Origin of the sequence: Ferrovibrio sp. (assembly GCF_002796975.1) — a bacterium.
Taxonomy (GTDB): domain Bacteria; phylum Pseudomonadota; class Alphaproteobacteria; order Ferrovibrionales; family Ferrovibrionaceae; genus Ferrovibrio.
Genome location: NZ_PEKV01000001.1, coordinates 65976 through 77963, shown reverse-complemented (window position 1 = coordinate 77963; position 11988 = coordinate 65976). Strand labels below are relative to the sequence as shown.

Here is an 11988-nt window from a genome sequence, read left to right as displayed (position 1 = left end):
GCCATGATGATCCGATGAGTACCACACCCGGCAGCATCCTGCGGCGCCCCGCCGCCACCGAGGGCAGCGCGGCTGGCCCTTCGGCGGAGCGCCGGCGGTATTACGATCCGATTCTGAAAGTTAACGTGGTTCAGGTTTTCCAGGGCGATTTCTTCGTCTCCACCCGCGAGGGTGAGATGCTGGCGACAGTTCTGGGGTCCTGCGTCGCCGCCTGCATTCGCGATCCGGTGGCCGGCGTGGGCGGCATGAACCATTTCCTGCTGCCTGACAAGGGCGGCGACGCCAACCCGGATTTGCCGTTCTCCGCCTCGCTGCGCTACGGTAGCTATTCGATGGAGCAGTTGATCAACGGAATCCTCGGTGCCGGCGGCCGGCGCGAGCGGCTGGAGGTGAAGATCTTCGGCGGCGCCAATGTACTGGCCGGCCTGCGCGGCATCGGCCATCAGAATGCCGACTTCGTCGAACGCTATCTGAAGGACGAAGGTTTTCGGGTCATGGGCGCCGATCTGCGCGGCACGCTGCCGCGCAAGGTGCAGTATTTCCCGGCCACCGGCGTGGTGCGTATGAAGCAGATCGAGGATGCCAGCGCCAAGGCCGTGTTCCAGCGCGAGAGCGCCAAGAAGATCACCGCGGTGCAGACCACAGCGGGCAGCATCGAGCTGTTCGACTGAGGCCGGCTTACAGAGCACTGTTCCATGGCATACAAACTCAACAACATTGCGGTGCTTGTGGTCGACAGCAACCACAACCACATGCAGCTTATTAAAGAGGTTTTGCGACCCCTCGGAGTTACGCGCATTGCCGAATGCCTGAACGCGAAAGACGCGCTCGCGTATCTCGAAAACAACGTCGTCGACATCATCTTCACCGAGTGGCACATGGACGGCGAGATGGATGGTCTCGGTCTCGTCGAATGGATCCGCAAGAACCCGGCGTCGAAGAATGTGTTCGTGCCGATCGTGATGGTCACGGCGCAGTCGGAAGAGCGGAAGGTGATGAAGGCGCGCGATGTCGGTGTCACCGAATTCCTGGTGAAGCCTTTCTCGGCCAAGACGATGGCGCGCCGCATCACCATGGTGATCGAATATCCGCGCCAGTTCGTGCGCACCGACGATTTCTTCGGCCCCGACCGTCGCCGCCACAAGGTGTCGAATTACACCGGCGAGGAGCGTCGCAAGGACATGCTGGACAAGGGCGACCAGCAGATGGACGACAGCGCGGTCGAGAACCTGCTGAACGAACTCTGAGTATCGCCCTGATGGCCGGCCCGGTTGGTAGTCCCGACTTGCCAATATCCCGTCTTGACGGACCGCGCTTGCGGGACCAAGATTCGCATCACCGAAACAGACAGGAGGTCGGTCGTTCCGGTATGAGCGAGGTTGTCACCTTGCAGCAGTTCCGGCGTTTGCCAGAGGACTCCGCCCATGATGCGGCGAGGCAGGGTGCGGACGTCAAGCTGATCGTTGCCAGAAGCACCGACCCGAGGCCGGCAATAGAGCCGGCCGTTTTTTTCGACCGCCGCGAATTCAATCTGATCCTCAATCTTTATGCCCGCATGGTCGGCATGGGCGAGTGGCGTGACTATGCCATCGGGCATGACCGCGAAAGCTGCAGCTTTGCCGTGTTCCGCCGCACCGCCGACGGCGCGCTCTATCGCATCGTGAAAACGCCGAAGCTGGCGCGCAAGCAGGGTGCCTTCGCCATTGTCGCGCAGGGCGGTCGCATCGTGCGGCGCGGCAAGGAACTGGCCGTCATGCTGCGCTTCTTCGAGCCCAAACGCGAAGCCACGCTTTAACTCTGCGCAAAAAGAAAAGGGCCTCCGCCGGCAGGCGGAGGCCCCGACCGAAACGCTCAGCGGGCGATCAGGCCTTCTTGGCCTTCTTCGCGGCCGGCTTGGCAGTGGCCTTCTTTTCGCCAGTCTTCTTCTTGGCAGGCGCAGCAGCCTTTTTCTTTTCCGCCTTCTTGGCGGGCTTGGCACTCTGCGTCTGGCTGGCGGCCTGGGCGGCCGGAGCGAAGGCGGGAGCAACAGCACCGGCCAGGAAACCGGTCATGGCGAAAGCGGCGGCAATCATTTTTACGCGGGTCAACATCGGGGTCCATCCCTTGATGCAATGTGCTGCAAACCGGCGCCTCGCGATCATTCGACGAATCGCCGGCTGCATCGGCTCCACGTTGCGCCTGTCGCAGGCAATCGGCAATGGGCGATATTTTTCCTGCGGCGCCATACCGGTTCACAGAAAATTTACACCCGCAGCAGCTGGCTGAGTTCGCGACGATGTTTCGCGACACCCGGACGCTCCTGCAGACGACGCTCCAGATACGGCTTTATCGCGGCTTTCTCGCCGGCTTTCGCACCGGCCTGCAGCCAGAGCTGCCAGAACAGATCGCGCTGCGCATGGCTGCCGCCGATCTGCTGCAGGCCCTCCAGCGCCCGAGGTAATTTTTCGTATACCTGCCGCCAGTCGCCGCGTCCGTAGGCCGCTGTCCCTTCGGCCAGCGGCAGGCCGACCATGCGCCAGATGCGCGTCGTCAGCTGTTCGGGCTGGCCGGCGACATAGTCGCGCAGGCTGCGGAGCAATTCCTGTGCTGCGGCCTCGCGCCCGGCGCGGCTGAGTGCCAGCAGGTAATGCGCATCCAGGAACGGTTCAACGTGTTCGGGGCCGCGCTTTTCGATGTAATCGGCGACATCCTGCCAGCGTGCGCCGATCTCCAGCCCGGCAAATTCCAGCCGTGCCAGCAGCGCCACGGCATTCACCTGGTCCTGGCTATACTCCTTCCATACGCCCCAGACCTGCTCGTCATAGAGACGCAGCGCCTCGTCGGGCCGGTCGGCATCGATGGCGAACAGCGCGGTATGCCACCAGTTGTGGCTGCGCATGAAGGAATTTTTGTCGGTCCAGCAATCGGCGAAACCGAGCATGGTCTCCAGACCCTCGGCGCAGCGCCCCTGGGTTTCCATCACATGCGCCAGCGCGTGATGCGCCCAGGGTTCGCAGCGTTTCAGCGCGATGGCCTGCCGCGCCGCGGTTTCGGCCTCATCCAGCCGGTTCATCTCTTCCAGGCCGAAAGCCAGCATGCCGTGCATTTCAGCCGCATCGCGGTGATGCGGCAGAGCGAATTCCGCGATGCGCAGCATGCCGGCCAGGTCGCCGACATGGAACATGTGGAATTGCGTCATCTTCACAGCGGCCAGATCCTGCGGCCAGCGCGTGGCGATCTCCTCGGTTAGCGCGATGGCTGTCTCGACATCGCCGGCCACCCAGGCGGACACCTGCGCATGCCACAGCCGCTCGCGCTCTGTTGTTTTTGCAAGATGCGGGTCCGCATTGCGCAGCCAGAGTTGCGCTTTCGTGATCGACTCACCGGTCTGCAGGAACATCTCCAGCGCCGCCGCCTTGGCCTGCGCCATCACGCAGGCTGGGTCCGCGCGCGCCGCATCCCAGATCGCGCCTGCCGTGGTGCCGTAGGTCAGAAAGCTGGTGTCGAAGGTGTTCAGGCCTTCAATGGCCGCCGGATTATCGGTGGCGATGTCGAGATCCCAGCGATCCTTGAGCATGCTATTTCGCCCAACTCACTTGGCGGCGTCCTGCCAGTCGTTGATCTTGTCGAGCGGATAGATCGGCCGGCGCACGTTCTTGTAGGGGATGATGCTGTTGTCGGAGGTGGTGACGCCTTCGCCGTCCAGGGTGAAAGTTGCTTTCGCAAGGGGCGCGAAACCGGCGCGATAATGGATGCGCGATTTCAGCAGCAGGAATTTCTTGTGCTCGGGCTCGATGCCGACCGAGCGGAACACGCCGGTATCCCAGGGTTCGTGATGGCGCGAGACGATCACGATCTGCATGCGCCCTTCGACGTCCAGTACCGCCGTCGGGCCCATCATCACCTTGTAGCCGTTATACATCGGGCCACGCACGATCCATTCGCCGTCGGTCAGTGTCTTGACCTTGCCGGTCACCTTGAGCGGCTTGCCCTTCAGCTGCAGCGACGGCATGTCGCTCTTGCCGCCGAGATCGAGTGTGACGGTCGCGCCGACGCCGGCCTTCTGCATTGCCTCGACAGCCGCCGGATCCCAGACCGCGCCGACGGCGACGTCTTCCAGGCCCTGCTTCAGCACTTCGGCGATCACCATCATCACATCCTGCGTGCCGCCCGAGCCGCAGTTGTCGGCATGATCGAGCAGAATGACCGGCCCGCCGAGATTTTTCGCGCCCTCGCGCTTGGCTTTGGCCACCGTGTCGCCCAGGTCGCGATGCTGGTAGATATGCAGATCGCGCTTGTCCCATACCTTGGCGGCGATGATGTCGGCGGCAGCATCGGCTTCCTTCTGATCCTTGCCGACCGTGATCACAGTGGTGCCGGCTTCCTTGATGTCGGCCATGGCAAAGCCGCCGAACACGCTGGCGCAGGGCAGGCCTTTCGCCTCTTCATCGACACAAGCCTGGATCGCCGACTTCATCGGCTCATCGTCCGTGCCCTGGCACAGCGTCTGCGACAGCAGCGGCAACTGGCGGAGCGCCATCGCCGGCTTGGCCCGCTTGCCCGCGAGATAGTCCATCACCACGCGGCCGACCTGGCCGGCCACCACGTCCATGTCCACATGCGGATAGGTCTTGTAGCCGATCAGCGCCGTGCAGTTGTTCACCATCTTCGGCGTCAGGTTGCAATGCAGGTCGAGCGTGACGGCAATCGGCAGATCGGGTGCGATCTTGCGGATATTCTCCAGCAAGGTGCCTTCGCCGTCTTCCAGGCCTTCGACGGCCATGGCGCCATGCAGGTCGAGCAGGCAGCCATCGCAGCCGGCCCGCACCGCCTCCAGGATCGGATCGGTCAGGCGCTTGTAGGCATCGGCGGTGACCGGCCCGCTCGGCATGGCTTCCGCGGCCATCGGCAGCACCACCTCGGCACCGTATTCCTTCGCCAGGTTCAGATAGACGCCGAGCGGCATGTTGGTCTTGCCATAGGCGTCGATGGCGGCCTGGCCGGTATACAGCCCCCAGGCTTCGAAACGGGCGAAATCGGTGACGAGCGGCGAGAAGGTGTTGGTCTCGTGCTTCACCATCGCGAGGACAAGTTTCATGGGGCCGGCAATCCTTGTGTTCTGGGTCTTGTTCGTAAGCAGATGAATTCAGCTTACGGCTGCCGGATCGGGCTTGTCACGGGGGAAGCGAATGGTTTGATACTGGTTCGGCACTGCACAAAAAAAGACCCCGGCAGTTGCCTGCCGAGGCCTGTCTGAAACCGGGTTAAGCCGGGATCACTCGTTCTTCTGGCCGAACAGCTGCAACAGGGCCATGAAGATGTTCAGGAAGTTCACATACAGCGAGGTGGCGCCGAAGATCGCCTGCTTGGTCTGGATATCGGCGGCGTCGCCTTCATAGAATTCCGACTTGATGCGCTGCGTATCGAAGGCAGTCAGGCCGGTGAAGACCAGCACGGTGATCGCCGAGATGGCGAACTGCAGCACGCTCGAGCCCAGGAAGATGTTCACCACGCTGGCGATCAGCAGGCCGACCACGCCCATGAACAGGAACGTGCCCATGCCGGTCAGGTCGCGCTTGGTGGTGTAGCCCCACAGGCTCATCGCGCCGAACATCGCGGCGGTGATGAAGAAGATCCGCAGGATTGAGGTGCCGGTATAGACCATGAAGATGGTCGACAGCGACAGGCCCATCGTGGCGGTGAAGGCCCAGTACAGGCCCTGGATCGCAGCCGCCGACAGCTTGTTGGCGCCGAAGCTCATCACCAGCAGCAGGCCGAGCGGGGCCAGCATGACGACAAAGCCGAGGCCGCCGGTGAACAGCGTGCTCATCAGGGCGGGAGACTGCGAAACCACGAGGGCGACGATGGCGCTCAGCGCCAGGCCCGAGCCCATGTAGTTGTAGACCCGCAGCATGTAGCTGCGCAGGGCCTGATCCACCACTGCACGGTCGACCGTGGTGGTGCCGTAGCCATAGCGCGGCTGATTGAACGGGGTCGCCATAGGTTGCCTCCTCAGACAAATGTTGTTCCCAGCATATTGTCAGTGCCGGGGCGAAATTCAAGAATAAAACTGGCATAAAATTTCTTTATAAGTCTTTCTGGTGACGGCGATTTTTCAGAAAGCGGTACGGAAACCGCCCAATGCCGATTGCGTGATGCCGGCTCTCGTCAGGTGCGGACGCATGGCGTACAAAGGCGGGGTTCCCAGTTGATGGCGGAAAACCGCCAAATTCTATGAAAGTTTCATGACCGACAACCCGCGCGCGACCACCTCGCTGTTGCGCCTGACCCTGATTCTCGGTGCGTTGAGCGCCTTCACGCCGCTGGCGGTCGATATGTATCTGCCCGGCCTGCCGGCGCTGGAGCGCACGCTGAATACCGACTCGGGCGGGGTACAGCGTACGCTGTCGGTGTTTTTCCTCGGTCTCGCCATCGGCCAGCTGATCCTCGGGCCGCTCAGCGACCGCTATGGCCGGCGCGGCCCGCTGCTGGTCGGCAACCTGCTCTATATCGGCGCCTCGGTCGCCTGCGCCCTGGCGCCCAGTATCGACAGCCTGATCGCTGCGCGTTTCGTGCAGGCCTTCGGCTCCTGCGCCGGCATGGTGATTTCGCGTGCCATGGTGCGCGACCTGTTCGAGCCGCGCGAGGGCGCACGGGTCATGTCGCTGCTGATGCTGGTCACCGGTGTGGCGCCGATCCTGGCACCGATGCTCGGCGGTGCGGTTCTGGCGGTATTCGACTGGCATGCGATCTTCTGGCTGATTGCGGGGTTTGCCACGCTGGTGATGATTTCAGCCCGGCTCTGGCTGCGCGAGACGCGTGGGCCCCAACCGGACATGCGGCTGACGCTCGGCTCGGCTTTGCGCGTCTATGCCGAGTTGCTGACCACGCGGCGCTATATGGGCTATGCGCTGGCTTCCAGCTTCGGCCTCGGCGGGCTGTTCTCCTATATCGCGGCCTCGCCCTTCGTGTTCATCGATCTCTACCAGCTGTCGCCGCAGGCGTTTGGCTGGGTCTTCGGCATCAATGCGGTGGGCATCATCGGCTTCTCGCAGGTCAACCGCGCGCTGCTGCGTCATTTCACGCTGGATGAAGTGCTGATCGTTGCGCTGTTTTCCATGGCGACGGCCGGCCTGCTGCTGCTGGTCTGCACGGCCTTTTCCATCGGCGGCATCTGGGGCGTGTGGATTCCACTGTTCCTCTACATCACCAGCCTGGGTGCGGTGCTGCCCAACGCCGCCGCCAGTGCGATGGCAACCGAGGCGCATCGCGCCGGGTCGGCCGCAGCGCTGATCGGCACGATGCAGTTCGGTCTGGGCGCGCTGACCAGCGGCCTCGTCAGCCTGCTGCATGCCAGCCCGTCGCTCGGCATGGGCATGATCGTTGCCGCCTGCGGTATTACCGGCCTGTCGGTGCGGCTGATCCTGGTGCGCTAACGCTGTCGCTGCGCCAGCCACACGGTATGGCTGGTGCAGTCGGCGTCATTCGCCGTGTAGCCCACCACATCGAATCCTGCCGCTGACAGCAATGCGCGGTATTCCTCTGGCGCCAGGCTGGCGTGATACAGTGCCTCGCCGGCATGGTCGCCAAAGGCCTCGCCATGTTCAGGCCCGCTGGTGAACATCAGCGCTGCACCGGGCGCGGCATGGGCGCGGAAGACCTCGAACATGGCGCGCTGGTCGTCATGTGACAGGTGGAAAAAGCTGTCCCAGGCGATAATGCCGTTGAATCTGTGCTCCAGTGCAAGGCCGCGCATGTCGCCCTTGATCCAATGATGGTCCGGGAAGCGCTGGCGGCAGAGCGCAAGCAGGCTGGGCGATGTATCGACACCGGTGACGCTGAAACCCTGCGCGATCAGCCAGCTTGCGATCGGCTCGGCATGGCCGCAGCCTAGATCCAGCACGGCGGCGTTTTCGGGCAGCAAGGCGGCGAAGCGCTCCAGCCACGCGCGCTCAAACAGCACACGGCTGCGGCCGGTATCGAATTCGCGCGCCTTGCGTTCGTAGATGCCGGCGATGTCTTCCGGTCGCGCGGTCGTCATACGCTGCGCAGCAGCGGTGCGGGTTTCGCCGCCAGTGCCTGCCAGGCGCCGGCCAGGCCCAGCAGCAAGGTAGCCGCCACGCCGCCCAGAGCGGTCGCCGCCGCCACGCCGGGTGCGAAGTAGAATTGTGCGCCCATCATCACTGTCACCATCGCCCAGGCCGCCGCCCAGCCGAGCAGGAAGGCCAGCGTCGCACCGACCAGGCCGACGCTGCCATATTCGATCACATGCGCCAGGATCACGTCGCGGCGTGTCGCACCCAGCGCTTTCAATATGGCGCCTTCCTTCAGGCGGCGGCGATGTTCGGCAGCCAGTGCGCCGGCCAGGACGATCAGTCCGGCGACCAGTGTGATCGCAGCTGCGCCGCGCACGGCAGCGCCGAGTTTCAGCACGATGGTGTTCAGTTCGGTGAGTACATCTTTCATGCGCACGACCGAGATATTGGGATAGGTCTGCGTCACACTGCGGAACAGGTTCAGTTCCGCCGCCGGGCCGGCTTTCACGGTGGCGAGGAAGGTATGCGGTGCGCGTTCCAGCAGGCCGGGCGAGAAGACCAGCACGAAATTGATGCCCATCGAACTCCAGTCGAGCCGGCGGATGCTGGCGATCTCGGCCTCGATGTCGCGGCCCAGCACATTCACCGTCAGCTTGTCGCCGACGCCCACATTCAGCCCGGCTGCGGCCTTCTCCTCGATGGAGATCAGCGGTGGGCCATTATAGTCGCGCGGCCACCATTGCCCGGCCGTCAGGGTCGAGCCGGCCGGCAGGTCGCGCGCGTAAGTGAGGCCGCGGTCGCCCTGCAGCACCCAGCGCTGTTCCGGTGCCACGTCGATCTGCGCCGAGGGGACGCCCTTCACCTGTGTGATGCGGCCGCGCATATTCGGCACGGTTTCAAGGTCGCGCGCACCGGCTGACCCCAGCACGGTAGCGCGGAAGTCGTCCATCTGGTTCGGCTGGATGTCGACAAAGAAGAAGGCCGGTGCCTCGTCAGGCAGGCGTTCCTCGACCTGGGCATGCAGGTTGCTTTCCACCAGCGTGATCGCCACCAGCAAGGTGAGTGAGACGCCGAGCGACAACAGCAAAGCGGCGGTGGCGGCACCCGGCCGGTGCAGGCTGGCAAAGGCGAGTTTCAGCCGCACGTCGCGCGGGCGGATGCGCCGCGCCACTTTCGCCACGCCGGCGGCGATCACGCGGAACAGCACGAAGGCAATGACGGCGGCAAAGACGAAGGACATCGCGAAGCGGCGTTCCTCGGTGCCGAGGATGGCGAGGGCGGCCAGCGCAACAAACAGTGCCAGCGTGGCGACCACATAGCCGGGGCGGGGCAGGCGGCGGCCCGGCGCGACCAGATCGCGATACAAGGCGGCCGGCCGAATTTCGGCGGCACGCGCCAGCGGCCAGATGGTGAAGGCCAGCGCCACCAGCAGGCCGTAGCTTGCTGCAAGCGCCAGCGGCTGCCAGTAGAAACCCGGCACCAGCGGCAGCGGCAGGATTTCGGCCAGCGCGCCGGCGGCGAGGTTGGGCAAAGCAGCACCTACCACCAGACCGATACCGATGCCGACCACCGCCAGCACCAGCGTCTGCCAGAGATAGACGCGAAAAATGAGTCCGGATGTGGCACCGAGCGATTTCAGCGTCGCAATCGTCGGCGTCTTGCCGCTCAGATGCGCATGGACCGCGTTGGCGACGCCAACACCGCCGATCAACAGAGCAGTGAGCCCGACCAGCACGAGGAACAGACCGGCGCGGTCGAGGAAGCGCCGCACGCCGGGGCTGCCTTCCTTCCAGTCGCGGATGCGCCAGCCGGATTCGGCAAACTCGCGCTTGGCCATCTCCTGCATCTGCGGTGCCATCAGGCCGGAGGTCAGCTTCACGCTGTAATGCCAATAGGCCAGCGTGCCGGGCTGTACGAGTTTCGTGGCGTCGAGCGCTGCGGTCGCAATCATGACGCGCGGGCCGAGCGTCAGGCCTTCGGTGGCGCGGTCGGGTTCACGCGTGATTACGCCGCGGATCTCGAATTCGGCTTCGCCGATGCTCAGCCTGTCGCCGATGGCCGCATCCAGGCGAATGAGTGTCTGCGGATCGACGGCCGCGCCCGGCACGCCGTTCTTCATCGCCAGCAGATCGGAAAGCTTGCCCGGCTGTTCCAGATCAATGCGGCCATAGAGCGGGTAGGCGTTGTCGACGGCTTTCAGCTCTATCAGCGTGCGCTGGTCGCTGCGCAGCGCATGCGCCATGGCGCGCATCTGCACGGCCTGCGACACCTGACCCTGACTTTCGAGGAAAGCCTGCTCCTGCGGCGTGGTCGGGCGATGGATCAGGCGGAATTCGATATCGCCGCCCAGCAGGCTGCGGCCGTCGCGTTCCAGACCGGCGACGATGGACGCGCCGAGCGTGCCGATACCGGCAATGACCGCAACGCCAAGGCCGAGGCAGGCGACGAACAGGCGGAAGCCGCGCAGGCCGCCGCGCAGTTCACGAAGCGAAAATCGCAGCGACAGCATCAGTCGGCCGCCTGCTGTGTGCGATTCTCGATGCTCTTCACCTTGCCATCCTCGATGCGCACCACGCGGTCACAGAGTGCGGCAAGGTTCTCGTCATGCGTGATCAGGATCAGCGTGGAGTTCAGCTTTGCCGCTTCGCCGAACATCAGATCGATGATGGCATGGCCGGTGCTGCCATCCAGATTGCCGGTCGGCTCGTCGGCCAGCAGCAGGGCCGGATGCGGCGCCACGGCGCGGGCCAGCGCCACACGCTGCTGCTCGCCGCCCGACAGCTGCGCCGGATAATGCGTCTCGCGCTGCGCCAGCCCGACCTGCGCCAGGGCTGCGCGCGCATGTTCGGTGGCATCAGTTGCACCCGCCAGTTCCAGCGGCACAGCGACATTTTCCAGCGCCGTCATGGTGGGGATCAGATGGAAACTCTGGAACACGATGCCGACGCGGCTGCGGCGCCACAGCGCCAGCCTGTCCTCGTTCAGCGCATTGAGGTCGGCGCCGGCGACCTGAACCTTGCCGCTGGTAACGCGTTCCAGCCCGGCCAGCACCGCCAGCAGGGTGGACTTGCCGGAACCCGACGGCCCTACGATGCCGATGCGCTCGCCCGGCATCACATCCAGGTCAATGCCGCGCAGGATATTGACCGGCCCGGCCGTGCTGGCGAGAGTGAGGTGCACATCGTTCAGTTGAACGATGGGGTTCGCGCTGGATGACGCCATTATTGGTCAGGTCCCCGTCAGGAAGGCAGATCGTGAAGTTATACGAAAGATATGGGTTTTTCCGTGGCTGTCACAATGTCGCAGTCCTGCTGGCGGTGATGCTGATCACGCTGTTGTCAGCCGGTGCCCATGCTCAGGCGCCCATCAAGCTGCTGGTGTTCGGCGACAGCCTTGTGGCGGGCTACAGCCTGCCACCGGATGCCTCCTATCCGGCCCAGCTTGAAAAGGCGCTGAAGGCGAAGGGCGTCCACGCCACGGTGATGAATGCCGGCGTCTCCGGCGATACCACGGCGGCGGCGGCGTCGCGGCTCGACTGGGCGCTGGCCGACAAGCCGACCCATGTGATCGTCGAACTGGGCGCCAATGACATGCTGCGCGGCCTGGCGCCGGAGCAGGCGCGCACCAATCTGGATGGGATTCTTACAAAACTGAAACAGGCCAACCTGCCGGTGCTGCTGATGGGCATGCTGGCCGCTCCCAATCTGGGCGCCGATTACGGCCGCCGCTTCAACGCCATCTATCCTGATCTGGCCGCCAAGCATAACGTGCCGCTCTATCCCTTCTTCCTGGAAGGCGTGGCCGGCGAGGCCCGGCTGAATCTGAGCGACGGGATCCATCCGACCCGCGAGGGTGTTGCCATCATGGTAGACCGCACCATGCCCCACATTTTGCGGTTCCTGGGTCAGTAACCCTCAATTCGTTGTTGAAAAAGCCGAGTCTGGCCGACAAAATGGCCCCATCGCCGAAACAC

General features: G+C 64.0%; 12 protein-coding genes. 5 read left to right on the top strand and 7 right to left on the bottom strand.

Going from position 1 to position 11988, the window contains the following annotated elements; translation table 11 throughout:
- The first annotated feature begins 14 nt into the window (after positions 1–14).
- The 3 genes from CTR53_RS00360 to CTR53_RS00350 all read left to right on the top strand — a co-directional run bounded on the left by CTR53_RS00360 (position 15) and on the right by CTR53_RS00350 (position 1795).
- Positions 15–671: a chemoreceptor glutamine deamidase CheD gene (locus tag CTR53_RS00360; protein ID WP_290808135.1), complete on the top strand. Its 657-nt coding sequence runs from the start codon at positions 15–17 to the stop codon at positions 669–671.
- Positions 672–695: 24 nt separating this feature from the next.
- Positions 696–1247, top strand: coding sequence for a response regulator (locus CTR53_RS00355; protein ID WP_290808132.1), 552 nt, complete (start codon positions 696–698; stop codon positions 1245–1247).
- 122 nt (positions 1248–1369) lie between these two features.
- A complete protein-coding gene (locus CTR53_RS00350; protein WP_290808129.1) occupies positions 1370–1795 on the top strand; it encodes a DUF2794 domain-containing protein in 426 nt (141 codons plus the stop codon).
- A gap of 67 nt (positions 1796–1862) precedes the next feature.
- On the opposite strand, the gene CTR53_RS00345 is transcribed toward CTR53_RS00350, so the two are convergent.
- The 4 genes from CTR53_RS00345 to CTR53_RS00330 all read right to left on the bottom strand — a co-directional run bounded on the left by CTR53_RS00345 (position 1863) and on the right by CTR53_RS00330 (position 5980).
- A complete protein-coding gene (locus CTR53_RS00345; RefSeq protein ID WP_290808126.1) occupies positions 1863–2090 on the bottom strand; it encodes a hypothetical protein in 228 nt (75 codons plus the stop codon).
- Between the two features lie 152 nt (positions 2091–2242).
- A complete protein-coding gene (locus CTR53_RS00340; RefSeq protein ID WP_290808123.1) occupies positions 2243–3556 on the bottom strand; it encodes a tetratricopeptide repeat protein in 1314 nt (437 codons plus the stop codon).
- 15 nt (positions 3557–3571) lie between these two features.
- Positions 3572–5077 carry a M81 family metallopeptidase gene (locus CTR53_RS00335; RefSeq protein ID WP_290808120.1) on the bottom strand — a complete coding sequence of 502 codons (1506 nt, stop codon included), beginning with the start codon at positions 5075–5077 and terminating at the stop codon, positions 3572–3574.
- A 177-nt stretch (positions 5078–5254) separates the two neighbouring features.
- A complete protein-coding gene (locus CTR53_RS00330; protein WP_290808118.1) occupies positions 5255–5980 on the bottom strand; it encodes a Bax inhibitor-1/YccA family protein in 726 nt (241 codons plus the stop codon).
- A gap of 244 nt (positions 5981–6224) precedes the next feature.
- Here CTR53_RS00330 and CTR53_RS00325 point away from each other — a divergent pair, with 244 nt between their 5' ends.
- On the top strand, positions 6225–7415 hold the full coding sequence (locus CTR53_RS00325; RefSeq protein ID WP_290808115.1) for a Bcr/CflA family multidrug efflux MFS transporter: 1191 nt from the start codon (positions 6225–6227) through the stop codon (positions 7413–7415).
- Here the strand turns inward: CTR53_RS00325 and CTR53_RS00320 are convergent.
- From CTR53_RS00320 to CTR53_RS00310, 3 genes are read right to left on the bottom strand one after another with little or no spacing between them, the layout of a single operon-like run.
- The gene (locus tag CTR53_RS00320; RefSeq protein WP_290808113.1) at positions 7412–8020 is read right to left on the bottom strand and encodes a class I SAM-dependent methyltransferase; all 609 of its coding nucleotides are present in this window, start codon (positions 8018–8020) and stop codon (positions 7412–7414) included. The two genes, CTR53_RS00325 and CTR53_RS00320, sit on opposite strands and share 4 nt — an antisense overlap.
- Positions 8017–10524, bottom strand: coding sequence for an FtsX-like permease family protein (locus CTR53_RS00315; protein ID WP_290808109.1), 2508 nt, complete (start codon positions 10522–10524; stop codon positions 8017–8019). The genes CTR53_RS00320 and CTR53_RS00315 overlap by 4 nt, the downstream gene beginning before the upstream one ends.
- Positions 10524–11237 (bottom strand): ABC transporter ATP-binding protein, encoded by a 714-nt coding sequence (locus CTR53_RS00310; protein ID WP_290808106.1) that lies wholly within the window; start codon positions 11235–11237, stop codon positions 10524–10526. The genes CTR53_RS00315 and CTR53_RS00310 overlap by 1 nt, the downstream gene beginning before the upstream one ends.
- A gap of 32 nt (positions 11238–11269) precedes the next feature.
- Here CTR53_RS00310 and CTR53_RS00305 point away from each other — a divergent pair, with 32 nt between their 5' ends.
- Positions 11270–11926 carry an arylesterase gene (locus CTR53_RS00305; RefSeq protein WP_290808103.1) on the top strand — a complete coding sequence of 219 codons (657 nt, stop codon included), beginning with the start codon at positions 11270–11272 and terminating at the stop codon, positions 11924–11926.
- Positions 11927–11988: the final 62 nt, after the last annotated feature.